A 26481-nucleotide genomic window follows, 5' to 3' on the forward strand; every position below is an offset into this window, starting at 1 on the left:
AAATAGAAGAAAAACGTCTTTACGTGTTTTGCAATTCGGTAAAATGAAAGATCCACGTGCTTATCAGGATAAAGATTAATTAAAGCGACGCTATTACGATATAATGAAAAAACGGTTACACCATTCTGAATTTTTTTGAAAATTGTCGACGAAAAGGAAGAGATTTCATGATATACGACGTTATTGTGATCGGAGGCGGCTCGGCCGGATTAATGGCCGCTGCGGCAGCCAGCGCTGGGGACGCCAAGGTGCTTTTACTGGAAAAAGGGAATAAACTCGGGCGCAAGCTCGGTATTTCCGGTGGAGGACGCTGCAATGTCACCAATGCAAAAGAGCTGGACGAGCTAATCCGGCACATCCCCGGAAATGGCCGTTTTCTGCACAGTGCACTGGCGGCTTTCGGGAATCGGAATATCATCGCCTTTTTTGAGGAGATGGGTATTGCCTTAAAGGAAGAGGACAACGGGCGTATGTTTCCAGTGACGGACAAAGCGAAAACGGTTGTCGATGCTTTGGTCAACAAAGTACGTGCTCAAGGGGTCGACATTCGCACAAGCTGTCCCGTACAAGAGGTTATTTACAAAGAAGGTCATACGGCTGGCGTACGGCTGCGTTCCGGGGAAATCCTGCGCAGCCGTAGCGTCATTGTAGCCGTAGGAGGCAAGTCTGTCCCGCATACAGGCTCGGAAGGTGACGGCTATGCTTGGGCCGAGCAAGCCGGGCACACGATTACGGAGCTCTATCCAACGGAAGTTCCGTTGACGTCAGGCGAGACGTTTATCCAGACGAAGGAGCTTCAGGGACTATCCCTGCGCAATATCAGCCTGACCGTATGGAATGCGAAGCAAAAGAAGGTTGTCGTCCACGAAGGAGATATGATTTTCACACATTTTGGCCTGTCCGGCCCAACCGCTTTGCGGTGCAGTCAATTTGTCGTAAAAGGAATGAAAAAGGATAAGACCAGCACGGTACTGCTGACGCTTGATTTGCAGCCTCACAAGCATGCTGATGAAGTCTACCGCGAAACGCTGGAACTGGCAGCAGCCGATGCTAAAAAGGCGATCAAAAATGTGCTTAAACCTTATGTACCGGAACGCTTGATTCCATTATTGCTCCAGCAAGCCGGGCTGCGTGAGGATTTAACGTACGATCATATTCCCAAGCAGCAATGGGAGGAGCTCGCTCATCGTATCAAGGCGTTTCCAATCCGCGTGAACGGTACACTCTCTCTGAAGGAAGCTTTTGTTACCGGGGGCGGCGTGAATTTGAAGGAGATCAATCCAAAAACAATGGAGTCCAAGCTGATGCCCGGATTGTTTTTCTGCGGTGAGATTTTGGATATTCATGGCTACACTGGTGGCTATAACATTACAGCGGCTTTTACAACGGGGCACACAGCAGGAACGCAAGCGGCTTTAAACGAGATGCTGTAGGAGTGTGGAGACACTACGCGTAGGCTTTGATCTTACTATCGCTGTTGCCACGGGATTCTCTTGATTATATAAAACATTTAAGGGTTAGAATCCCGTGGCAAAGGCGAACGCTTCGCTTCTCCAGATTCAAATCCTCCGCTTCGCTGCATACCACCACTGCATCCTCGTTTTTTTGGGGATAGGAAAAGGAAATTAAAAAGACTTAAATCAATCACATTGCTGATTTAAGTCTTTTTTGATTATAGCGTGATGAACAGAATTCCATGCTATTTTGACGTTTGCCGCTATTCCTAAACCTCAATAATGATAGGTAAAATCATGGGTCTTCTCTTGGTCTGACTGTAAATAAACCCGCCTACATTATCCTTTAGCATTTGCTTGATCAGCCCCCACTGACTCATTTCGATTTCTGTCAACTCGTTCACTGTGGACATGATCGTTTCGTGGATTTGCTTCATGAGATCTTCGGAATCCCTGACATATACAAATCCCCTTGAAATGACCTCTGGCGTTGCGAGCATTTGCTTCTCGCTTTTGCTCAAGGTCATCACAATAATCAGCATTCCATCTGAAGAAAGTTTTTTGCGGTCCCGCAGTACAATATTGCCTACGTCACCCGTCACCAGCCCATCAACCAGACTATTGCCGGCTGGTACCTTGGGGCCCAGGGATGCCCTTCCTTCTTCGATTTGAATGGTCTCACCATTACGAACGATGAATACATTCTCCATGGGAATACCCACCGACTCTGCTAGCTGACGATGCCGATACAGCATTCTGAATTCACCATGTATCGGGATCAAATACTGTGGTTTCATCAAAGTCATCATTAATTTCAGTTCTTCCTGGCTGCCATGACCGGATACGTGCATCCCAGTGGAGCTGCCTGATCCATAAATAACCTGGGCACCCAGCACATACAGGTTGTCAATCACCTGGGAAAGATTTCGCTCATTCCCGGGTATCGCTCCCGCGGCAATAATGACAGTATCACCGGGCAAAACTTCGATTTTGGGATGCAGGGAATTGGCTAAACGGGACAATGCGGCCATAGGCTCACCCTGACTTCCTGTACATAAAACTGCGATTTCTTCTGCTGGAAACCGCTCTGTTTCTCCCGGCTCAATTAATAAGTCCTCTGGCATGTGCAAGAAGCCCAGTTCCTTGGCCACCGATACCACATTAATCATGCTTCGTCCGAGCAAAACCAGTTTGCGCCCTGTTTCCACAGCCGCGTCAATGACTTGCTGGACACGGTTCACATTGGAAGCGAATGTGGAGATAAATACCTGCTGCTTGGCTCTGGCGAATGCATCCAGAATATGCCCGCCAACCAAACGTTCTGAAGGTGTAAATCCCGGCCTTTCTGCATTTGTGCTTTCAGAGAGAAGCACTTTCACCCCTTTTTTTCCAATTTCGGCCATTCGATGAAGATCCGGAAAGGGTCCGCTTACGGGAGACATATCGAATTTGAAATCGCCGGTATGGACCACATTTCCTTCCGGTGTCTGAAAAAAGACGCCCAGGCAATCCGGGATGCTGTGAACGGTGGTGAAAAAGGATGTCTGGATCGTGCCTATATCGATGGTTGAATCCGCATTTATAAGATGAAGCTCAGCATCACGTAAAAGACCGTGCTCTTTTAGCTTAATCTTTAACAATTCTATGGTGAGCTTTGTCCCAAATACGGGAATATTGATTTGCTTCAGCAAATAAGGAATGCCCCCGATGTGATCCTCATGCCCATGAGTCACGATGAGCGCTCTGACTTTGTCCTGATTTTCCAGCAAATAGGTGACATCCGGCACAATGAGGTCAATACCAGGCAAATTTTCGTCAGGAAACTTGGAGCCACAATCGATAACGACAATATCCTGATCGTATTGGATGAAGTACATGTTTTTCCCGATTTCATTCACGCCGCCTAGAGCAGCAATGAGTAATCTGTTATCAGCAAGCATCAGGTTTATTTCCTCCTTAGGAAAATGCTATCCATATTATTCATTTTCCACGTAAACTTATGCACTATACATGGGAAAGAAGTGAGCATCCTTCCTAAATAAAAGGACAGTTCTGGCCATACACAAAAAAAAAGGAACCCCTGTCCTTAAAAGACAAAGGCTCTCACTTGGTTTATGAAATATCCACCGCTGCCCAAATAGCAGCAACCAGCCACAGGATCGGGAATAGTTTGGTCAAAAGCTAAATATGGATGCTGCCTGAAAAACCGTCCACATCGTCCTCTGGTTGTTGATCTGAGCTGACGTTGTGCTCCTCTGTTGTGTTGGTGTACGTTTGAGAAGAGCCGTTTTTATACGCTTCGCTCCAATCTTCATTGATAATATGCGCCGGGATAATCCAATCCTCCGGGCTATAGCCCGGGTTTTGTACACCTACATTTCCTTGCAAACCGGGGAATGCATCCGGTCTAGAGAAAAGAGTCCCTACCTCAATCATACTTCCTTCATAAGCTTGGCAAATCTCCAGTGCAGACAGCACATCCTGGTTCTCAACATGAACACTGAGACCCGTGTCACCGTTTGTGCTGGCAGCGTATCCGATTTCCTTTAATGTTTCACAAGCCTCTTCAGCCTGCTGCGGATCACGAAATTGAAAACGGAAAGAACCCGTATCCATGTGCCTCATCTCCTCTGAATAACTTATTTTGTTATTTGGGATTTATATCGCTAGGTTAATTTTTAATATAACCATCCGGAACGGGTTTCTTACATTCAAAACCTTTATTTTTCAAAAATTTACTTTAAAGCTTTGAAATTAAATAGTTAAAAACACAGCTACTGTGACAAATCGCATGTTTTCCCTACGTAAATCCCTTTATGCTAGTAATAAGGGTATGGTTGCCCGGTCATCCGAACCGAGCGGTCAAAGGATGCCCAAATCCATACATAAAGGCGGAATGAAGATGATAGATTACCGAACATTGGTGACACAGCAATCCATGCATTTGTATAGCGTGTTTGCCAAGTCATTCAAAAGTGTAAACGAGCATGCGGTTGCTGGCATCAAAACGGTGGGCTTCAACCCAACGGCCTTCGCCGTGATGGAAGTCCTATATCACAAGGGAGCACAGCCAATCCAGCAGATCGGAGCCAAGCTGCTACTGCAAAGCGGAAATGTCACTTATGTTATCGACAAGTTGGAGAACCGCGGTTATTTGCACCGTCACCCGTGCGATCAGGATCGTCGGATTATATATGCAGAATTGACGGATGAGGGACAACGCCTCATGGACGAAATTTACCCTGACTATACACGTCAGATTGAACGTGCCTTTAGCGGCATCAGCGAAACTGAAAGAGATCAGTTGATCGGTTTGCTTAAAAAATTAGGGCGTAGCGCCGATAACCTGTCACCCTATCACAAGTAGACTTCCCAGATTGACTCATTAACTAACAGTAAGTGTCATTTTTCACAAAGATCCGCCCCACATGTTAAGTGGGGCGGGCTTTTTATCTATGGCGATGAACAGCAGTTCCAGACGCATATATCGCTCACTTAACGATAAAATTGCTGATGACCACATTTTTAAAAATAGCTGTGCCGCCAGTGGTAAAAAGGGTAATTCCCTGATCATCCAAACGCGGGAAGATTAAACTGGAGTGCACCACCGCTCCATCATCTACGAATACTTCGATACTGGTTTTATCAACTAGGATTTTCAGATGAACGTTTCTCTGGTTTACATCAAAGGGCGCTTTGCTCTCTATATAGGCTCTACTCTGATCCGGTTGTCCGGTATACGCTCTGTTGACGTAAGAGTATTGGCCTTCCAAAGAAACGCCGACATCTGCATGACGTTTGCCATCCTTGGATTCTCGTAGTCTCAAGCCCACATTTTCGATCGTTGACCATGAAATATCCGCCTCTAGCTGATAAGCTTCTGCCTTTACCGGAAGCGTGTGCGTACCATTAACCTTGATCTGTTCAAATGACTCCATTGAAGTAGGTAATTGATTCAAAGCTTCAACTGGTTGTGAAACCAAGCGATACCCTAGCCCTTCTACATGCTTCAATTGAATTTGACGAACGACGGAGTCCATACCGTTAAAGCCTTCTTTTAGAGTAGGCGTGTTGTTGGCATAATCCCAATTGTTCATCCAAGCCAGCGCATAGCGGTGACTATATTTATCGCTGCCTTTTCCCTCCTCGAACGTCACCGCCCCATACCAGTCAAAGCCATAATCCAGCCACTCAGGCTTACTATGGTCCGGAGAAAAATGGTTTCCATCGAAATTTCCAGTCCAGTAGGCATACGTGTTAGGTTCACCTGTTGATTTCCCGTTTGCGCTGGCGCCGAGAATCCATTTGTAGTTTCCATCGTCCGCTCGCATTTGGTAGAGGTCGGGACACTCCACAAGCCCGATATTTTCGGTGCTAAAGCCGCTCATATAACGCCATTTCTTTAAGTTGTCAGACTCATAAAAGCCAATTTTCGTACCTTCCGCCATAACCATGATCCATTTATCATTATGCATATCCCGTATGATTTTCGGGTCTCTGAAATCCTTCGTACCCGGATTCGCCATCACAGGAGTGTCACCATAAGAAGTAAATGTCTTGCCTTTGTCGATGCTATACCACAAAAATTGCTCTTGCTTCCCTCCATTTGAAGAAGGCTGCGTCACAATCGCTACCAGAGCGCCTTTTCCAAACCCGGCGCTATTGTTATCATCGATCACAACCGAGCCAGACCATGGATCGCCATTCGGATTGGTATATTTGGGAATCGACACGCCCTCATCCTGCCAATGAACCAAATCGGTTGAGGTGACATGCCGCCATTCTGTACCATTTTTCTCAGGATAGTCTCGATTGTATAAATAGTAATAATGGTATTGCCCATCCATATAAATGGGCCGCTGCGGGTCATTTTTCCACTTATCCGGAACGGTAAAATGATAGGCCGCCCGATAGGTCGGTGTTGGAGGTATTGGAGTTTTACTCGCATCCCGTTGATACATACTCCTACCCATAGCGATTAATATAGCAAAGCCTGCGATGACTACAATGGATCGTATCCAAATGCTCTTGGAAGCTATTTTTTTCATGATGACGATCCTCCTTGCCTCTCATTGCATCTTATGTACCGTCCGACGGACGACAGATCGATAAGCTACCAAACTGCCGCCTTCGGACATACTGCATATATCTACTTATTTCTTTCCATACTCATATGGAGGCTCTTCTTTGTCATTCGTTGGATCAATTGCGATTTGCCCTTGCTCCAGAATGCGGTTTTTCACAACAGAGGTTTTCGAGCCTTTAATATTCAGCAGAAAGCTTGGCGCAAAAGTAGATTTGTGATCCGGGAACAGCCCTCGATTGGTCATATAGCTGGTAACAACTACGTTATTGCCTTTGCCTTGCGGAATAGCAAAATGAGCGTACGTCCAGGTAATATCATCGCGATCCAGGTCCTGATGGAGAACGAGACCGGTTCCATTCAGCGGTTTGTAGGGCCCTGTCAAGGAAGTAGAAACATAACCCAGCATGTAAATATCATCGTCACCGATCGCATCTACAGTCACCTTGGAGCCTCTCGTGCTCGTAAATAAGTACCACAAGCCATTCATTTTGAACACATTCGCCCGTTCGATCTCATCCGTGACCAAATTGGACGCAATCAGAGGCGGCATTACTTTTTTCAAGGTATAGTCATTATTCAATTCAACGATGCCGAGTGCGCCGTTCGCCAATTCAGCTCCCTTTTTCTTGGGACTTTGCAACAAGTTATGTAGTTCTTCCGTGAAGAATTTTTTATTGCCGCCATAATAAGCTGAGTTTTGAAGTGAATCCTCACCCTGGTAGCCTGTCTCCGTCCCTGTGTTCGCTTCAAATATGATATACTTGCGGCCTTGATCCTCAATATAGTGAGGGTCTCTAAGCGTATGGTTATCCATATCCACGCCGACGCTTTGCTGAACATTTTGATAGATTTTCCCATCTCCACCGTCATAAATCGGTTTAAGATCCTCGACGCCATCCACTTTAAGCGTTTCATCATCAGGTTGAGAGAGATTAATTTGAGCCGTAGTCAAGGTTTGCTTGCCGTATAATTGGTTACTTGGCTCAAAAGGCTGTCTGCTGGTATAAAACAAACGCACTTGTCCATCAGAGGTTAAGGTAGCCGAACCGGACCATTCTTCTGCCTGATTTTTTAGAATCGGATCGTTTGCAAGTAATTTGTCATTGTCTTTAAACACTCTTCCGGCATTTTTCCAGCCATTCAGAGAAGTATTACCCGCTTTTTGATAGAACAGATATATAAATGTATCCTCTGCTCTTTTAGGATCGCCTGCCAATCCAAAAACGATATTATACCCCTTGTAATTGGCCACTGTACCATCGGCATTTTGTAACGGCCAACTGTCCCAGACATCCAGATCAATCAGCTTGCCTGAACCGTCGCGGCCTTTTGCCGAAGAAATATTCTTGATGGTCGATGCATCGAAGGACGGAACCTCAAATTTCTCTTTGCCTTGCTGTTTGAAAATATTCAACATGTCATGGCGTGTAATTTGGGTAAATGCACTGTCAGTTTTAAGATCAGAATCATCCGTTTTTTCAGCAAAAGCCTGAATGCCCCCTCCCAATAGCAATGTGGTTGCTACAGTCAGTGTGGTCGCTTTTCTGAAAAATTTGTTGATTTTCAAGTACTTCATCTCCCTTGTTCTCATTATTCGTTCTAATTCGAACCCAACTTTTTGGTTGGTAGGGCCATTTTAAATGGTATGACAAACGATTGGTATAGACTAAAAAGCCCCTTTATTTGAGGCTAAAAACAGGCTACTCCTTGAATTTCATCCTCATATTTTCCTAGTAAATTTCTGAAAATTCCGTTTTCTTTCATTCATATTACATTCAGAAAAAATTGTTACTTGCTTTTTTTGCACACTCATTTTTTCCAGCCTGTTTGCTTCATTTTCATCCAAAATCATTCAAAACAATTCATAAAAAGCTCTATTTGCAAACGAATTCAAAAAAATAGTCCTTTTGTACTCACAATCTGATTAAGAAATAAATTTTGTGTCACACTTTTTAAGTCTAATTTACCATTTAATCACTTATATATTTATTGAAATATTCCAATTATCACATAAAAAGGTGCGTACAAACCTTAAAGGGTTTCATCATTCACAGTTCGATGGTTGAGCCGAACCGTTGAAGTTGAAAAAGAGACAGCCCGTCCCCTTATTTAGGTGTTCCGGACTATCTCTTTTTTTGTATAAAGAATTCTCTGATATGCTATTAGTGGCTGCTATCCCTTTTTTTTAAATAGGGACTGTTATTTTTTAGGATGCTTGTTCAAACTGACTGTTGTATAGATCGGCATAGAAGCCGCCTTTGGCCAGCAATTCCTCATGGTTGCCCGTTTCGATAATGTTGCCGTCCTTCATGACCAGAATCAGATCGGCGTTCTTGATCGTCGAGAGGCGGTGGGCAATCACAAAGGAGGTTTTCCCTACAGTAAGCCGGTCCATCGCTTGTTGAATCAGCAATTCCGTACGCGTATCGACCGAGCTTGTGGCCTCGTCCAGAATGAGCATGGGTGCATCTTCAATCATGGCTCTTGCAATGGTAATCAATTGCTTTTGACCGGCGGAGAGATTGGCTTTGTCGTCCAGCACCGTATCATAGCCCTGCGGCAGGGTTTTAATGAAGCTGTGCAGCCCCACCGCTCTACATGCGGCTTCCACCTGTTCATCGGTAACATGCTCTTTGGAAAAGACGATATTGTCACGGATCGTTCCTTCAAACAGCCAGGTATCCTGCAGCACCATACAGAATAATTCATGAATATTCGCACGTGTTAATTGGCTGATCGGGGTTCCGTCAATATAGATTTCCCCGCCGTTCAGCTCATAGAACCGCATGAGCAAATTCACGAGCGTCGTCTTACCGGAGCCTGTCGGACCCACAATGGCAATTTTCTGACCGGCTTCAGCTTTCATGGAGAAGTCTTTGATAATCATACGGTCTTCGTTATAACCGAAACGGACATGTTTGAATTCGACATCCCCTTTGGCGTTGTCCAGCTTCTTGGTCTTGTCGCTCTCATCCGCCAATTCTTCTTCACCCAGAAATTCAAATACACGTTCACTGGCAGCAGCCGCCGATTGCAGATTGGTTGCGGCCTGTGCCAACTGTGACAAGGGCTGTGTAAACAGACGAATATACACCATAAAGGCCACAATAGTTCCGATCGTTATCGCATGTTGGTTCACCAGCAAAGCGCCTACGACACAGACCGCGACATAACCGAAATTCCCGATGAACATCATAACTGGCATCATCAGGCCAGACATGAACTGGGACTTCCATGCATTTGTATATAAACGGCCGTTAATGCCATGGAACACTTCCTTGGCTGCTTGTTCTCCGTTATATACCTTGACTACGTTATGACCAGCATAGGTTTCTTCGATATGACCGTTGATCTGGCCAAGCTCCGCTTGTTGTGCTACAAAATATTTCTGTGAATGCTTCATAATTACGGTCATCAGTGAAAAACCGATCAGCGTAGCTAGAATCCCGGTAACGGTCATGATCCAGTTCGTATACAGCATCATAATCAATGCGCCCACGAAGGTTGCCAGCGCGCTGACAAGCGTGCCAAGACTGTTGTTTAACGTTTGTCCGATAGTATCGACATCGTTGGTCACACGGCTGAGCACATTACCATAGCTCGTAGTATCAAAATACTTTAGAGGCATATGATTGATTTTTCGGGACATCTCTGTCCGCATTTTCTTTGTAAGACGCTGTGATACGGTTACCGTAATAAAACCTTGGAAATAATTAAAGATAAGACCAAAACCATACAAAAGCACCAATACAAGAACAATCTTCTGGACAGCACTCACATCAATCCCTGTTACGATTCCTTCCTGGATCAGGTTGGCAATATCGCTGAGCTTACCCGGACCAATCACGTTGAAGGCGGAACCGACCAGGGCCAGCACCATAGAGAGAATAATCATGGGCACATAGGCCTTGCCGTAGGATAAGAGCTGGCTGATCGTCTTTTTAAAATTATTCGCTTTTTCACCAGCACCCATGCCTCCCGCAGGACCTCCACCCATGGGACCTTGCTGTTTCATCTTCATATGCTTGCTGTCGACGGTGTGTTCATTCTTATCCATGTACAAGTTCCTCCTTCGAAAGCTGCGAATAAGCGATCTCCTGATAGGTGCTGCAGTTCGCCATCAGCTCTTCATGTGTGCCGTTCCCTACAACCTCACCCTGATCCAGTACGATAATCCGGTCAGCGTCCTTAATAGTGCCTATGCGCTGAGCAACAATGAGTGTCGTCGCATGGTCGGTTTCTTTTTTGAGAGCGGAACGCAGAATCCGGTCTGTTCTGTAGTCCAGTGCCGAAAAGGAATCATCAAAGATATAAATCTCCGGCTGACGGTAGATGGCACGCGCAATGGACAGACGCTGCTTTTGACCACCGGACACGTTCGCTCCACCTTGTGAAATCCGTCCCTGGTACTGACCATCCATTTTTTCAACAAATTCCGTGCTTTGGGCAATCCCTACGGCTGCTTTGACGAGTTTCTCCGAAGCTTCTGCTCTTCCGTTATCGCCATACGAAACGTTGGATGCCACCGTACCGCTGAAAAGCACGGCTCTCTGCGGGACATACCCGATTTTGTTATGGAGTGCCTGCTGCTTATAGTTTCTGACATTCACGCCATCCACGAGCACCTCTCCCTCGGTCACATCGTAGAAACGGGAAATCAGATTGATCACGCTGGTTTTGCCGCTGCCTGTTGCGCCAATAAAGGCAACCGTCTCGCCCCGTTGTGCCGTAAAGCTAATGTTGCGAAGCACGGGCTCCTCCGCATCCGGATATTTGAAGCTGACATTACGGAATTCCACCTGTCCCGTAACGCCCTCTTCTCCAGCTGTCTCATGCCCGTCAACGATGCGGGATTCGGTATTCAATACCTCCATGATCCGTTTGGCAGAAATCGAAGCTCGAGGCATCAGGAAGAAGATCATACTTACCATCATAAAGGCCATGACCACCTGCATCGCATAAGAGGAGAATACGACCATATTAGAGAACAACGTAATGCGGTCCGGTACGGCCGCTCCGTTAATCAGGTAAGCGCCAATCCAATAGATAGAGACACTCAGACCCGACATAATAAAGGTCATGCCCGGGCCAACCATTGTCATTAACCGGTTCGCAAACAGGTTTGTATTCATCAATTCGACATTGGCCTGCCCGAACTTCTCCTCCTGATACTCATCTGCATTATAAGCGCGCACCACCCGAAGTCCAGTCAGATGCTCACGTGTTACCCTGTTCAGATTATCGGTGAGACGCTGGATTTTTTGGAAACTGGGGAGAGCGAAAATAATAATGACACTCAGCATCAAGATCAGGACAGCCACGGCCGCCCCTGTAGAGGCGGTCCACTGCCAGTTTTTATCTGCAATCTTCATAATGGCCCACACGGCCAGAATCGGTGCCTTGATGATCACCTGCAGCCCCAGCGCAACCACCGTTTGAATTTGGGTAACATCGTTTGTGGAGCGGGTGATGAGGCTGGCTGTTGAAAAGCTGTTCATCTCTTCCATCGAAAATGATAAGGTCTTGTCAAAGACCATCGCGCGCAGACGCATGGCCAGCCCTGCCGCAACCTTTGCCGCAAAATAGCCGACAATAATAGATGCAATCATACTGCCGACGGCACACAACAGCATGTAACTACCGGGAATCAGCAGTTCCGACACCGGTGTTCCTGCTGTTTGCAGCTTGGTTGTAATTTCGGCCATATAATCAGGCAGCTTCAAATCAAGCCACACCTGCACAACGATGAAGGCCAGGCTGCATAACACGAACATCCATTCATTTTTCTTGAGATATTTGAATATCTTCAGCATTCTGTTGCTCCCCTTTTATCTGAAAATCTTAGGTGTTTGGTGCAATTTAGTTTTTAGAGACAATAAGCTTGATGAGTCGGATAAATTCTTTGGCATCCTGTTCGTCCAGCTTTCGAAGAATCTTCTCGCTCCATGCGACTCCTTCGTTATACCTGTCAATCATAAATTGCTTGCCTGAATCCGTAATGAATACAATCACCTTGCGTTTGTCGTTGACATCCGTACGGCGTACAACCAATCCTTTCTTCTCCAAACTTTTCAGCGCCGTTGCTACCCGTCCCGTACTGACAGACAAGTATTCGCTCAAATGGCCCGAGGTAACCCCGTCCTGATGATTCAAAGCGATGAGAATCCCCATTTCACCACGAGAGAAGTGCACTCGTTCCTCGAATACCGGTTTGCGCGATTTGACGATACACTCGAATAGTTCTGTTGCTGATGCTTTATAATCCATTGACCACAACACCTTCTGGTTTTTATCTTATACTGTAAGATAATAATGATGTCCGGGTATAAAGTCAATTCGGGAAAATGTGGAAAACCAAAAAAGGCGGTACATATGCGGCAAAAAATATTGTTGGGGAAGAAAAAACTCATGAAAATTATCGGATATGATGCGCTTGTAGAGAAAAAAACTTTTGCTCTACAAGCTGACAATTGTCCGGGGAAGGTTCCAAACGTTATTAATTTCTCCAGACATCTGCTTTACAACAACAATTTCTATCCTTTTTTATTTGACGGATTGTAAAATGAAGTGCGACACCTGCTGGAAATAAATAAAAAAAGGCCCATGGCCGGATTCGTGTAGAATGAAGGTTCCTACCCACACATTCACACAAGGAAAATCCACCATGAGCTATACTCATCTTAGCATAATCGAACGCAGCAAGCTGGAAGGCCGCTCACGAATCCTTTTCAGAAGAACTGTCGCACTTGGCTTGAAAATCTGTCATAGGGTTTTTTACTCAATTTTCACTATTATGGGTAGCCCATAATATAGCCTTTTCAATATAATTATTCCAGAAATCAAACGTATGGCCCCCTTCTGTTTCTCTATAAGTGACATTCACTTTTTTTGAAACCAAAAAATCATGAAATTTCTGGTTTACATCTAACAAGAAGTCCTCAGTTCCACATGCTATATATATTTTGGGTATTTCCACTTTAGTCTCTATCAATTTAAGGACGAGTGCCTCCGGATCTCGATCACTGCCCATAAGCAGATTTAAGTCACCAAAAACTCTTCTATAATATTTATAATCTGCCACTTCATCTTTATGGTCGGTAGATATTCCCGCTATTCTGTAAGTTATGATTGCGGAGGACAAGGCAATTATACGACTGAAATTACCAGCGTACTTTAATCCGTTGCGAATGGCTCCATATCCGCCCATTGATAAACCACCAATAAAGGTATCTTCTCTCTTAGTGGATAAAGGAAACATTTTTCGCGTAAACGTCACCAATTCTTTTCCAATATATTCACCAAATAATTCACCTTTATCGTTGTCATCCAAATAAAAATTGTTTTCACCTGACGGCATAAACACAGCTATATTATATTTATGAGATAGTTCCCGAATTCTTGAAAGACTAAGCCAATCCATATAATTACCAGAATATCCATGTAAAAGATAAAGAGATTTAAATGGGCGCTCCTCAGTATTTCCATGCCCAAACATGTCAGTGCGGTCTAGCGGTAAGAGTGCATTAAATGTAACTTCCCTTTTTAAAGCCTTTGAGTAAAAATTAACTTGTGATATGGCCAATTGATTCACTCCTAATGTCTAAATTTTTTAATGAAGTCGAGGTTTATAAATAAAGGAACGGTTCTTTCGCATCAATAAAAGTGACAGGAATGTTCTTGACCAAAGGCTTCAACCATTCCGCCATATATTTCATGCCGGATTCCTCACTACGCTCATGGCCAATCACAATCATTCCCTTATCCATTCCGAGCATTGTTGCATCATTGACATAAGCACACAATGTCCATTCTGTAATTTCGCCACAAACCATAACATCCAAGTTATGATTTCTCATTAACTCCATTGGCATTTGTTCTCTGCCTAGACCTAAGCTTCCTCCACCCACTAGTACCCCGACCTTTGAACATTTCATTTCGGGGTTGCCGACAATTTGAATAACATCCATTGATAGTTTCTGTTTAAAAAATCTGGAGAGTTCAGCCAAAGTAACTTCATTAATTTTGTATATGAAAGGCTGGTTCTCCTCCTGCAAATTATGTTCCCAGCCAATTTCTTTCAGAAGGCCATCATAAATTCTATCCGTTTTCGCCATATGCATATAATCATGGTACCGCCAAATTGCAATATTGTTTTCTTCGATTAACTTTTTCTTTGCAAGATATAACGGGTCATCCTCGAGCCAATCCAGCTCGTCCCTTCCCGTATAAAAAGTGGGTTCATGTGTAATGATCATATTTACCCCGTCTTCAATAGCACGCTTAATAACGTCTATCGTTGCCATAAACGTTGTGCTAATTCCTTGGACCTCAGTATTAGGCTTCCCGCATATTAACTGATCACCTGTTTTTTCAAGTCTCATATCGCCACATGAATCTGAGAGAATTGCATCAATAACTTCTTGTACATTCATTATTATTCCTACTTTCATTAACATGACTTTTATAAATATAAGGGTGATACATTCCTTTCCTATTTATTAAAGCTGGAATGTATCACTAACACTATTCATTTGATATATTATTTCTTGGATTTTTTAATAGGAAGTCAGGCTGCTTTATGATTATTTTCACCTTGTGCTTCTAAACCAAGATTCTTAGGAAGAATGAAAGATGCTAGCATCCCTACGAACAATATTAATGCCATAACATACATAGCTCCTTTTTGCGAACCTGAGATTGAAATAAAAATTCCAGCAAGATAAGGACCAGCAAATCCACCAAATGCTGAAGTAAATCCTGTTAGCCCCCTAGCTACACCTTCAACTTCTTTGGAGAAAATAAGAGTAGGTATTGTATGAAAACTAGGCATAAAAGCCTGTATAAAAAAGCCAGCTACACACATTAAAACGATGTACAAAGCGGCATTTGTACTATTAGAAAAAAGACCTAAAATAGCTAGAGCAATAGCAAACAACAGTAGTGGTATCCCCGTGCTAAGGCGGCGCTGCTTTATTTTCGGTGTTAATTTAGACCATACTGCCAATCCTAAAATAGCAGCAATCGATGGAAGTGCACTTAATAATCCTACATTATTAATACCTGCATGCGTAACAGACTGAATAGCTGTTGGCATCCAAGTAAAAAATCCGATCTGGCCGAATACCGCACAAAAGCCAACGATACTCAAAGCCCAGCTATACTTATTTCTTAATAGATAACCTAAAATAGGCAGAAGCTTATCCCCACTTACATTATTGCCCTCATCTTTTATTAAAGCACTCTGTTCCTTTTGAATGGTTGTAGTAATATATTCTTTTTCTTCTTTGCTTAACCATCTAGCTTGTTCTGGTCTGTCATACATTACAGCAAACCATATTCCACCAATTATTAAACTAATAACACCTAAAATCATAAACATCATTTGCCAATTGAACATTGCTATCAGAAATCCACCGATTGGTCCAGTAAGTGTTGCTGCAATGCCGGAGGCAGTAAACACAACGGCTATAGCTCGACTTCTTTCACCATCCTTTTCTGGAAACCAATAGGGTAAAAGAGTCATGATGCCTGGTACAATAGCTCCCTCCGCAACACCAAGTAAAAATCTGAGTACTATAAGTTGCCAACCGTCTGTAACAAACCCTTGTAGAATAGTTATTACGCTCCAGCATATCGTTGAAAAGCCAAGAAATTTCTTGAGTTTTCCTTGTTGAGCAATGTGTCCACCAGAGATCTGTAAAATCATACCTCCAATACCCGCGACTCCACCCGCAATCCCAGCAACGCTAGCAGCAAAACCTAAATCCTTCATCATTCCCCCAGGCAGAGCAATGCTTAGGAGTGAGTTACTTACAAATGAAAAAAAGCACATTAGAAATAATACAGGTAAAAAGTAAAGCCATCTTAATTTTGGTATTTTTTTTGTTTCAGACATTATAAGCCCCCCTGTAATTTATACATCCTTAAATTCTTAATGATTTAATTTTATCTTCATCGAAAATAAATAATATTTTTAGTACCCCTCCAAATTATTAATTGAAAGCGGTTTAGAAAAATTTTATAATAGTACGGCTGTCTCATTAATCATTATCTATTTAACTTGTTATACATAATATTGTATATATTTACCATCTTGATCAATATAATCGATAACAGGCCTGTTCGTTTTAAAATCGATATAAAGTGTACAACGCTTCTTGTCCTTTTCCCAGGAAAGATAAATTTCATCTTTGTTGGATTCTAATACCTTGAACTCCCCATTAAAGGCATCATAATCGTTTCTAAAGCGAATAAGCTTTAATAATCTTTTGACTACTTCTTTTTCTAGAGATTTTTCAATCTCCATAAGACTATAGTTGTGACGGTTGATTTCTCTACCTTCTCCTGTTTCTCTAACTCTTTCATAGTCGTTTTCCCCAGCTAATAGTCCTACATAATACACCTGAGGTATCCCTGGAGTAAAGAATTGAATCGCTCTCGCTGAAATATAGGCATCATCATCATTATTTAGTACGGAGTAGTATGAGCATCTGATTTGATGGACATCAAATCCATCCTTCGACTTATGCTCGTCTGACAAAATTAGACTTAGGTTTGAACCTCTTTGGAGGCAAACATCTACCAATTTTCTAGCTTCTGTTGTATCAATAAGATCATCTAAGTCTGGTTTTACTGGTATACCGTCATGGCAGTCCAGCATTGTAAACTGATTATGTGGTCGATTCTTAAGATAATCAATAAGGGCTATACTAGATTTATTGATTAAAGTATCCAAAATTCGATAAGGTAAAATAAAATCGTAGATCCAATATCCATGCTCGGACAGCTTATTTTGGATAGTGTAATGTGAATGAACTTCTGGTAATATTTCAATATCTAATGACTTAGCCAGTTCTAAGACCCAATCAAGGAACTCATAGATTTCGGGTTCTACAAAAAAACAACTTGTTCCCAATTTTTTAATAACATAGCCAACCGCATCCAGACGGACAATCTTCACATTATTTTCCTTAAAGTTTAAAAAGAAGTCCGTAATTAGCTGTTTTACCTTTTTTGACTTAATATCTAAATCAATTTGTTCTGAAGGATCCGTCTTTCCAAATGTCGTCCATACCTTTTCTTCCTCACCAGTTTCCTCAATTGTAAAAGTAGAATATGGTAGAGAACGTCGTAGGAACATTTTATTAATGTCATCCTGAACAGGATTTCCATCTTCCCAAACCTTATCTAATGTAATAAACAAATCTACATATTCAGATTTTCTCCCTTTTTTTAGAAAATCCTGAAAATATTCAGATTGTCTAGATATATGATTAACCATCAAATCTACTAAAACATCAAAGTTTTCGCCAATAGCTTTAATATCCTTCCAAGTCCCAAAGGCCGGTTCAATTTCTAAATAGGATAATGGAGCAAATCCACGGTCTCCTGAAGAGGGAAACGGTGGAAGGATATGCACTCCTCCTTTAAAAATATCCGTAAAATAATTTAGAAGTACTTGATTAAGAGTCTTTAAATCACCTCCCAAAGAATCGGGGTAGGTAATTAACTGTACCTGATTTTTCACTGCCATTCGCGACACCTCCTATAATCCATACATATTTTTTATGACTTCAAGCTTTGGTAATGCTACGATTGCACCGGTATATTTTAACTTATAAGCACTTACAGCAAACCCTAACGTAAACGCTTCCCTAAGCGTATAGCCTTTCACAACAGCTGCATAAAATCCGGACCAGAAAGCATCCCCTGCTCCTGTCGTATCAATTACGTCTGTAGCTAATGTATTTAACTTCATGATTTCTTTTCCATTTGAGACAATTGCCCCGTCTTTACCTAAGGTCATAATGACAAGCTTTGCCCCAAATTTTAAAAACTTCTCAACCTGATTTTCATGAGTGTCTTTTCCGAACAATCTTTCTGCGTCATCCTCTGAAGGTTTGACGATGTCGACCTTTTTGAACATCGATTTTACGTACTCAACACCATCTTCTCCTTTATGCCAAATTTTCGGATGATAGTTTGGGTCAAAACATACTAAAACGTTTTTCTCTCTCGCACGCTCAATAACTTTTTCAATCGTATGACGAACTGGCTTCATAGAGATTGGCCAGCAGGAAAAATGAACAATCTTAGAATTATCTACAGCTTCTTCAAGCTCAGGAGTGTAAGCTAAATAATAGTCCGCTCCGCGATAAAAAATGGGAGTTGGCGTAGATTTGCTTTTCGAAACAACAACCATACTGGTAGAATAGTCTACTTGTTGAACACATGTAGTATCAATACCAGCTAATTGTAACTGGTTAGTTAGAAATACTCCCATCCCATCTTTACCTAAAGCTGATGCTACGAGAGAATGAATCCCTAATCTACTAACATTAACAGCAATATTAGAAGGAGAACCACCGAAAAATTTCTGATAGGTGTTACATTTAGAATGATCATCATAATCAGTTGATATCATATCGATAAGAATTTCCCCAACTGTTAAGATGTCATTCCTTTTATGTTGAAAATTGATTTTATCATCCAGCTTATACATGTAGTTCCTCCAGATTTATTTAACTTTTATTACTTTTAATCTAGAGCCCACTTATCCAGCGTCCCGCCATTTTAATCCAATTAGAAACTTCAGGTTGAATGGTCTTTTCATTATCTAAAGCCATAGTTTCCTCAGTTCCAAGGGACAACCCATGCACCCCATTCGGGTAAATATGCATTTCCAAACTCACTTTATTCTTCAAAAGTGCATTAGCAAATAAAAAACTATTTTCGACAGGAACAGGCTCGTCTGTATACGTGTGCCACAAGAATGTTGGTGGAGTATCGGAAGAAACATATTTTTCTAATGACACTTGATCTAATTGCTCATTATAGTTATCACCTAACAAAGCTTTAAATGAACCCTCATGTGCAAACGTACCAGATGTAATAACCGGGTAACTTAGTAAAAGCCCGTTAGGTTTTATCATTTCATTTGGGATTCCCAGGGCTTTCGATAAAAAACTACTTTTCCAAAAAACTCCTAGACTAGCTGCCAGGTGGCCACCGGCTGAAAAACCAACCACAATGATTTTATTTTTGTCAACATGCCATTCCTCTGCTTTCTTCCTAGTAAGAGCAACTGCCATAGATAGTTCTAATAATGCTGTTGGAAAAGTAGCAGGGCGAACACTGTACCTTAATACACATGAATGAAATCCCATTGCATTCATTTTGATTGCTATAGGTTCCGCCTCCCGATCAGAAGTAAACTCATATCCACCACCTGGACATATAATGACCAGAGGGCGTTTTCGAGTATTATCTATTTCTGGAGAATTATCTAAAATATACGTATATAACTTAGACTTTGAATGTTCTGTACGTATATCAATAATTTCATGTATCAAATTCGACTCCTCCTCTAATTAACCATTTAATGCTTTGCTAAGTGCTTGAATGTACCCGTTTTTGGTATGCTGGCTGATTTCTGCATCTGGGGCGATATGCTCAAAAGCATGAAAACATCCAGGATACAATTGAAATTCTACATCCACTCCTGCTTGAGCTAAACGTGCAACATAATCAATTGTTTCATCGCGGAAAGGATCTAGTTGACCTACACATGTATAGGTCGGTGGTAGTCCTTCCAAATTCTTTGCGCGGGTTGGTGCTGCGTATGGAGAGATTTCACCATGAGCAGAATCCCCTAGATACATTTCCCAAGCCGATATGTTATTTGACCTGAACCAAACCGCATGACTATCGGTAATTTCGTAGCTGGATGGTGTAATACTTCGATCATCAATCATTGGATATAATGGCATTTGAAAACATATAACTGGGCCCTTTCTATCGCGTGTCATTAATGCCAATGCAGCAGTTAATCCTCCACCTGCGCTTCCTCCACCGATTGCAACCCTCATTGGATCAACATTCAATTCATTTGTTGAACTCGTCATCCATACCAATGTAGCATAGCAGTCTTCAATAGCTGCGGGATACGAATGCTCAGGGGCTAATCGGTAGTCTGGTGAAACCACAATACAATTGACTGCTTGAACAATACTTTCACAAAGGCTGTCTTCACCATTAGGATGACCTAACACATATCCTCCTCCATGGCTCCAAAGAACAGCAGGTAATTCTTCTTTACTCCTCTGAACTGGTTCATAAATTTTAATCAACATTTCTTGTCCATCGCCACCAGGGATAAAACGTTCAGTAATTCTAACGTGTTCCGAATTCGCATTAGACGGAATGGGGATTTGCCTCGTTTTATCCAAATCTTGTGGAAGTTGAATGATTGGTACCGTTTTCAAATTTTCTCTTAATTCCGCTTTCACTCTATTTAAAAACTCCATAATATAAACATCCTTTCACTGAGATACCAACGACTATAAAGCGTTTTCATATTCATAATATATAAATATAAAGCGTTTTGTATGTCAAACGGTTGTCATAAATCTTTCTTTTATCCTGATATCAAGAAAACGTATACTATGAAAGTATGATAACCGCTTGACACTCAATGTGTCAAGCGGTTATCATACGGGTTTTTTTAGAATAAAAGAAAATTAATATTACTCTTTTAGGTAGAGAATAACAAAAAAAGCCACTGTTAATTTTTAACCTGTAGCTTTTGGAAAACTTAGTGTATTTACTTAAAAGACTGATTCCGTAATCACGGGGGGATTTTAGGTTGCAAAAACATTTGTCGTTGAAGCACCCTCGACAAGTATGATATCTAGAGGCTTACATAAATGAGAGGAAATTTCCTCATTTTTAATTTTCTTATCCAGTATTATAACTGCCCTTTCTGCCATTTCTGGTATAGACTGTTGTATGGTGGTTAATTGTGGAAGGAAATTTCTAACTGCTTCTGTTCCATCAAAACCAACTATTTTTAACTCTTCCGGGACATTTTTCCCTATTCTTACAGCTTTATTATATATGTTAGCAGCAATAATATCGTCACTTGCAAAAATACCATCCATATCAGGATTTTCATGAAAAACTTGCGAAATGACTTTATGATTTTCTTTAGCATTAAAAGTTTTATTGATTTCATAGATAATTGGCTTAAGACCGTAAGCTGTCATTATATCCTTGTATGCAGAGGTTCGTAAATGTGTAGGAGTATCTAATCTGCTCGGTCCACTAATATGAATAATCTTTTTACAACCTCTTTTAATCAAATGTTCCGTTGCCAATTTACCACCTAAATAATTGTCAGATGAAACAATTGGCGCTGAATTTGAAATATATTGATCTACAGCAACAATAGGTAAGCTTGTTGAAACTTGTTCAAAAATCCCTCTATTATGACTTCCAACAATAATTCCATCTACTTGATTTCGTTGGAGCATGTCTAAATACTTTTTTTCTTTATCCATATTATTTAAGCTATTACATAGAAATACTTTGTATCCTAATTCTTCACATTTAATTTCAATATTATAAATTAACTCAGCAAAAAAGGGATTACTTACTGTAGGAAAAATTAATCCAATAATATTACTTTGTTTTGTAAATAATGACCTAGCCATTTCATTAGGGAAATAATTAATTTTTTCCATTGCATTATGAACACGTTTTCGAGTTTCTTCACTAATATAACCACGGTTATTCAACACTCTAGAAACAGTGGTTGGTGAAACACCGGCATGTTTAGCAACATCTTCTAATTTGGGTTTCGTTTTCATTTTCTTACTATCACCTCACATACATAACTAATCTTCTATATTGTTCTCAGGTTTATGTTAATCGATTGACATAAATAAAGTCAAACTTTGTAATCGATACAAAAGTGAATAATTTCATGGTTGTTATTTATGTTTGCTAATGATTAAGTTTTTGATGGATTGTCAAGCCAAGTGCGACAGTTCTTCTGAAAAGGATTCGTGAGCGGTCTTCCAGCCCAAGCATTGTCGTGGTCTGTAGTTGATGAGGACAAATGCTTGTGCCAATTCATCTTCCCTCACTTGAGCGAAATCAGTCCCTTCGGGGGAAAAATTCGCGCAAGAGGCCATTGGCGTTCTCGTTCCTTTTGTAAAAATAATTGCTGGTAGCTCCTAACACATCTTTAAGAGCCACCAGCAAAAACTTTCTTATCGTTACTGGAGCTGGACAACAAAACTTTATTACCCGTAAAGGAGACTCTCTTATGCATGTTCTCTCTGGGGTGATTTGATGCGCTGATCCGTCCCTTCTTCTGTACCCGGTGGTTGATTTCGCAGGCCAAGTACAACAAACCAGCTTATAATCGCAATGGAGACCATGATGACAAACAGGGAATGCAGACTGTTTTCCAATACAGAACGCAGTAATCCCGCTGCCTGGTCACTCAGACTTTGTGAAGCATGAGGTGCAAGCAGACCATTAATATCCTCCTGTGTAATGCCTTGCTGTGTAAGCTGTCCATCTGCTGTCTGGGCAGCAATGCGATAGTTCAGCCATGAACCGAAGGCTGCGACTCCTATCGTCTGCCCCAGCGTGCGCAGGAACGTATTCAAAGCGGTGGATGCACCGCGCAACTGGAACCCGACCGAGGACTGGGCAATAATCGTAAAGACGGTCATCGAGAAGCCGAAGCCCAATCCGTACAATAATGTAGACAAAAAGAGCAGCCAAATCGGTGATGTTTGTCCCATCAAGGTCATGACGAAGGCTCCCAATACAATCAGGGTCAGTCCGATCAATGAGGTTCGACGCGAGCCCAGTGTCAGTAAAATACGTCCTCCGATCATGGAGCCAAACAGCCAGCCGACCGACATCGGAGCAAGGGCCAGACCGGATGAAGCGGCATCCCCGCCGTGCACGCCTTGAATCCATAGTGGCAGATAGCTGGTCAGCCCGATCAGCAAGGTGCTGACCAGGAGCGCTGCGGCACAGGAAAAAGCAATATCCCGTATCCGGAATAGCTTCAGGGGAACCATCGGTTCCTGAGCGCGTTTTTCAATAACCAAAAACAGAATCAGGAACAAAATCGCTACGGCAGCCAAGGCCAGCAGTTTAGGGGAAGCCCAGCTAATATACTGCCCGCCCAGTGCCAATACGAGCAAAAGGGCCGTCATCCCGATGGTAAAGGTAATTGCTCCCGGCACGTCAACGCGTGCAACGCGCTTGCTCACATGTTCCCGCAGGTAACGGGCGATAAAGAACATTGCCACCAGTCCAAAGGGAATATTAAAACCAAAAATCCATTCCCAGCCAAAATATGTAACCACATAACCGCCGAGGAGAGGCCCGATCAGGGAAGAAATCCCCCATACCGAGCTGATCATTCCCTGAACCTTGCCGCGTTCCTCCATTTTGTATATATCTCCGATGATGGTAAAGGTAACGGGAATGACACCGCCCGCTCCAATCCCTTGAATAGCCCGGTACAAAATAAGCTGCTCCATACTGCCAGCCAGCATACACAGCAAAGATCCAAGCACAAACAACGAACAGCCGACCAGAAAAATCGGTTTGCGGCCAAATAAATCGCTAAGTTTACCGAAAATAGGCGTGGTTACAGCCATTGTCAGCAAATATGCCGTAAAAATCCAGCTAAGCAGATTCACACTGCCCAGTTCACTAACAATCGTCGGCCCCGCGGGGCCAATAACTGTTCCTTCAATCGCGGCCAGAAAGGTGGCTAGCAGAACACCTGTCAGCACAAGTCCGCGCTTCATGGGTTTATCTTGTCCCAAGCAAATCACAAATCCTTTCCTTGTATGAACTGTGTTGTACTGTGCGATTCGCCTGCACAGATCAATATTACCCACACTACATAATGGTAAACAGGCGGCCTGTATAGGCCGCCTGTTGTATGCGATGTACATATTATTGTCTAACATACACTCAATTTTTGTCAACTGTAATCGTATGATAAATCCCACTATTTCCCATTTTATAGAGTTGCCCCTCTTCCATGCGCAGAACATGGCTGGAAAAGCTTTGGGCTACCTGCATATCGTGGGTGATGATCAGGAAGGCTGCACCTTCGGCAGACTGTTCTGCGCACATACGGAGTAGAATGTTCGCCCCTTCGTAATCCGTTCCGGCGGTGGGCTCATCCAAAATGTACAGTTTTTTCGGCAAGATAAACTGTGCTGCTACGCTTAAAAGCCTTTTTTCGCCTCCACTCAGCAGGTACGGGGAAGCATCCAGTCTGTGATCCAGCCTGGCGGCAGTCAGCAAGCGCTGTGCCCGTTCCTCATACGCGGCGGGAATCGGCTCTCCGGTCCGTAAACCGAGCTTGACGCGAACACTGTACAAGCATTCCTCCCACACCGTTGCTGCTGCAAACTGATGCTCCGGCTGCTGAAACACATAGCCGATCCCGGTGGCAAGCTGGTGAATGGGCAGCTTCGCCATATCCTGGCCCTCCCACCACATGCGCCCCTTGGGTGCGGGCAGCAGGCCCATGAGCAGCTTGCCAAGCGTGGTTTTGCCGGAGCCGTTCTCGCCCAGCAGAACGGCTCGTTCGCCGGGCGCAAGGGCAAGGCTCACGCCTGCCAGCGCTGCCCGCTGGCTGCCGGGATAGGTGAAGGTCAGCCCCTTCACCTCCAGCAACGGCTGCCCTGTGCGGCCAGCCGCCGAGCCGGGCTTCGCTCCCGGCTCACGGGGCACGTCTCCCCTCCCTGCGGGAGAGGGGAGCAGCCCCAAGGCGGCCAGCTGCGCACGATGTTCGCGCAGCAGCATTTCCGGCGGGCCTTGAAGCAGCACGGTCCCGCCCTTCAGGACGATGACGCGCTGCGCAGCCCGCGCGGCATCGTCCATGCGGCCGGACGCGGTGACCACCGTCCGGCCTGCGGCATGGAGCCGCCGGCAGAGCCCGACGAAGTCGCGTACAGCCGGCGGGTCCAGCTGCGCCGCTGCGTCGTCGAACACGACCAGCGGCGCTTCCAGCGCCAGCACCGCAGCAATAGCGGTGCGTTGGCGCTGGCCTCCCGAGAGGTGGCGCACGAAGGAGCCGCGCTCGGGAGCGAGGCCGACGGCCTCCAGCGCAGCAGTGAGACGCTGCGTAATTTCTGCCGGAGGCACGCGCAGGTTCTCCGGCCCGAAAGCAATCTCGTCTTCGACGATTCCCTGCACCAGTTGGGCATCCGGGTCCTGCAGCACGACGCCAGCGGTAGAGGCGACAGCAGCCAGGTCGGCCGTGTCGGGGTCCAGCCCGTACACGGTCAGCTCCCCGGTCCGTTCGCCCTCGCCCGAACGGGACAATCCGCCATGAAGCAGCTGGCACAGCGTAGATTTTCCACTTCCGCTGGCTCCGACAATCGCTACATGCTCACCCACCATAATGTCCAGCGTCAAGCCATGTAACGCCGGCTCCGCCTGATCATCATAACAGTAGCCAAAATCCTTCAAGGACACGGCTATTTTATATCCAGAATCATAATCGCTATGCACGCGAAGCGCGTCCCAGCTCAAATCGTTTTAACAGCCCCGTACGATTCAAGGCATCGCCCAACACTTTCGTGAGCAGACCACAAAGGATAATACCGCTGAGGATGCGCACGACCAGTGTAATCGTCAGCACCTTCCAGCCCCAATGCATATAGCCAAACATATTGGCTGCCACAATAAACCACAGCGGAACCATAGCTCCACCCGCCAGCATCAGCGAAGCCAAATTCCAGCGTCGATAGCGCAACAAGGCAAATACCAGCTCAGCAACGATCATATAGCAGACAGCCGCCGCAATTATAGCAGCGAATCCGTAAGCAGAGCCGATAAAGGACTGTACCACTGCGCCAAATGCATAAGCGATAACCGCTGTACCCGGCTTGCGAATAATGTAATAGGCCAGCAAACCGTATATCATATACAGTCCGACAATAGTGGAAGTCGCGATAGGCCCTCCCAGACTGTTTAACGTTTTGTTAACCAGTGACAAATAAACAGTCATGACGCCGTTCAACGTCGCCAGCATCGCCATCAGTACGATATCCAGCGTCGTAAATTTTGCGAAAACACGAGATTCCTTCATATGTATTTTCATAACTC

At 43.7% G+C, this 26481-nt stretch carries 21 protein-coding genes and 1 pseudogene; 3 read left to right on the top strand and 19 right to left on the bottom strand.

The window, feature by feature from the left end; translation table 11 throughout:
* Positions 1 to 167: 167 nt before the first annotated feature.
* Positions 168 to 1433, top strand: coding sequence for a BaiN/RdsA family NAD(P)/FAD-dependent oxidoreductase (locus B4V02_RS21590; protein ID WP_094156353.1), 1266 nt, complete (start codon positions 168 to 170; stop codon positions 1431 to 1433).
* Between the two features lie 290 nt (positions 1434 to 1723).
* Here the strand turns inward: B4V02_RS21590 and B4V02_RS21595 are convergent, their stop codons facing one another.
* Positions 1724 to 3394 carry a ribonuclease J gene (locus B4V02_RS21595; RefSeq protein ID WP_094156354.1) on the bottom strand — a complete coding sequence of 557 codons (1671 nt, stop codon included), beginning with the start codon at positions 3392 to 3394 and terminating at the stop codon, positions 1724 to 1726.
* Positions 3395 to 3635: 241 nt separating this feature from the next.
* Complete coding sequence (locus B4V02_RS21600) at positions 3636 to 4070, bottom strand: hypothetical protein (RefSeq protein WP_094156355.1); 435 nt, start codon at positions 4068 to 4070, stop codon at positions 3636 to 3638.
* A 286-nt stretch (positions 4071 to 4356) separates the two neighbouring features.
* On the opposite strand from B4V02_RS21600, the gene B4V02_RS21605 reads away from it, so the two are divergent.
* A complete protein-coding gene (locus B4V02_RS21605) occupies positions 4357 to 4821 on the top strand; it encodes a MarR family winged helix-turn-helix transcriptional regulator (RefSeq protein WP_007428749.1) in 465 nt (154 codons plus the stop codon).
* 124 nt (positions 4822 to 4945) lie between these two features.
* Here B4V02_RS21605 and B4V02_RS21610 read toward each other — a convergent pair whose 3' ends face one another.
* The 5 genes from B4V02_RS21610 to B4V02_RS21630 all read right to left on the bottom strand — a co-directional run bounded on the left by B4V02_RS21610 (position 4946) and on the right by B4V02_RS21630 (position 12807).
* A complete protein-coding gene (locus B4V02_RS21610; RefSeq protein ID WP_094156356.1) occupies positions 4946 to 6502 on the bottom strand; it encodes a glycoside hydrolase family 32 protein in 1557 nt (518 codons plus the stop codon).
* Between the two features lie 105 nt (positions 6503 to 6607).
* Positions 6608 to 8107 (bottom strand): glycoside hydrolase family 68 protein, encoded by a 1500-nt coding sequence (locus B4V02_RS21615; RefSeq protein ID WP_094156357.1) that lies wholly within the window; start codon positions 8105 to 8107, stop codon positions 6608 to 6610.
* Positions 8108 to 8746: 639 nt separating this feature from the next.
* Positions 8747 to 10597, bottom strand: a complete 1851-nt coding sequence (locus B4V02_RS21620) for an ABC transporter ATP-binding protein (RefSeq protein ID WP_094156358.1) — start codon at positions 10595 to 10597, stop codon at positions 8747 to 8749.
* Positions 10590 to 12353, bottom strand: coding sequence for an ABC transporter ATP-binding protein (locus B4V02_RS21625; RefSeq protein WP_094156359.1), 1764 nt, complete (start codon positions 12351 to 12353; stop codon positions 10590 to 10592). Before B4V02_RS21625 ends, B4V02_RS21620 begins: the two co-directional genes overlap by 8 nt.
* 46 nt (positions 12354 to 12399) lie before the next feature.
* The gene (locus B4V02_RS21630) at positions 12400 to 12807 is read right to left on the bottom strand and encodes a MarR family winged helix-turn-helix transcriptional regulator (protein ID WP_007428744.1); all 408 of its coding nucleotides are present in this window, start codon (positions 12805 to 12807) and stop codon (positions 12400 to 12402) included.
* Positions 12808 to 12948: 141 nt separating this feature from the next.
* Between B4V02_RS21630 and B4V02_RS21635 the strand changes: the two genes are divergently transcribed.
* On the top strand, positions 12949 to 13101 hold the full coding sequence (locus tag B4V02_RS21635; RefSeq protein ID WP_157739766.1) for a hypothetical protein: 153 nt from the start codon (positions 12949 to 12951) through the stop codon (positions 13099 to 13101).
* A 217-nt stretch (positions 13102 to 13318) separates the two neighbouring features.
* Here B4V02_RS21635 and B4V02_RS21640 read toward each other — a convergent pair whose 3' ends face one another.
* The 12 genes and pseudogenes from B4V02_RS21640 to B4V02_RS21695 form a co-directional block, all read right to left on the bottom strand.
* Complete coding sequence (locus B4V02_RS21640; RefSeq protein WP_094156361.1) at positions 13319 to 14122, bottom strand: alpha/beta hydrolase; 804 nt, start codon at positions 14120 to 14122, stop codon at positions 13319 to 13321.
* A gap of 43 nt (positions 14123 to 14165) precedes the next feature.
* Positions 14166 to 14972 carry a Nif3-like dinuclear metal center hexameric protein gene (locus B4V02_RS21645; protein ID WP_094157065.1) on the bottom strand — a complete coding sequence of 269 codons (807 nt, stop codon included), beginning with the start codon at positions 14970 to 14972 and terminating at the stop codon, positions 14166 to 14168.
* 134 nt (positions 14973 to 15106) lie between these two features.
* Positions 15107 to 16435 (bottom strand): MFS transporter, encoded by a 1329-nt coding sequence (locus tag B4V02_RS21650; RefSeq protein ID WP_094156362.1) that lies wholly within the window; start codon positions 16433 to 16435, stop codon positions 15107 to 15109.
* Positions 16436 to 16603: 168 nt separating this feature from the next.
* Positions 16604 to 18073, bottom strand: coding sequence for a sucrose phosphorylase (gtfA, locus tag B4V02_RS21655; protein WP_094156363.1), 1470 nt, complete (start codon positions 18071 to 18073; stop codon positions 16604 to 16606).
* A 12-nt stretch (positions 18074 to 18085) separates the two neighbouring features.
* Positions 18086 to 19042 (bottom strand): carbohydrate kinase family protein, encoded by a 957-nt coding sequence (locus B4V02_RS21660; protein WP_094156364.1) that lies wholly within the window; start codon positions 19040 to 19042, stop codon positions 18086 to 18088.
* 40 nt (positions 19043 to 19082) lie between these two features.
* Positions 19083 to 19892 carry an alpha/beta hydrolase gene (locus B4V02_RS21665; protein WP_094156365.1) on the bottom strand — a complete coding sequence of 270 codons (810 nt, stop codon included), beginning with the start codon at positions 19890 to 19892 and terminating at the stop codon, positions 19083 to 19085.
* A gap of 18 nt (positions 19893 to 19910) precedes the next feature.
* On the bottom strand, positions 19911 to 20846 hold the full coding sequence (locus B4V02_RS21670; protein WP_094156366.1) for an alpha/beta hydrolase: 936 nt from the start codon (positions 20844 to 20846) through the stop codon (positions 19911 to 19913).
* Positions 20847 to 21179: 333 nt separating this feature from the next.
* A complete protein-coding gene (locus tag B4V02_RS21675; RefSeq protein ID WP_094156367.1) occupies positions 21180 to 22187 on the bottom strand; it encodes a LacI family DNA-binding transcriptional regulator in 1008 nt (335 codons plus the stop codon).
* A gap of 162 nt (positions 22188 to 22349) precedes the next feature.
* Positions 22350 to 22527: pseudogene (locus tag B4V02_RS26800) on the bottom strand (IS30 family transposase); the annotation flags it as partial.
* Between the two features lie 119 nt (positions 22528 to 22646).
* Positions 22647 to 24161 carry an MDR family MFS transporter gene (locus B4V02_RS21685; protein WP_094157066.1) on the bottom strand — a complete coding sequence of 505 codons (1515 nt, stop codon included), beginning with the start codon at positions 24159 to 24161 and terminating at the stop codon, positions 22647 to 22649.
* Positions 24162 to 24330: 169 nt separating this feature from the next.
* Positions 24331 to 25884 carry an ABC transporter ATP-binding protein gene (locus B4V02_RS27130; protein WP_425270796.1) on the bottom strand — a complete coding sequence of 518 codons (1554 nt, stop codon included), beginning with the start codon at positions 25882 to 25884 and terminating at the stop codon, positions 24331 to 24333.
* Complete coding sequence (locus B4V02_RS21695) at positions 25877 to 26464, bottom strand: ECF transporter S component (RefSeq protein WP_094156369.1); 588 nt, start codon at positions 26462 to 26464, stop codon at positions 25877 to 25879. The genes B4V02_RS27130 and B4V02_RS21695 overlap by 8 nt, the downstream gene beginning before the upstream one ends.
* Between the last annotated feature and the right edge of the window lie 17 nt (positions 26465 to 26481).

It is taken from the genome of Paenibacillus kribbensis (assembly GCF_002240415.1).
Classification (GTDB): domain Bacteria; phylum Bacillota; class Bacilli; order Paenibacillales; family Paenibacillaceae; genus Paenibacillus; species Paenibacillus kribbensis.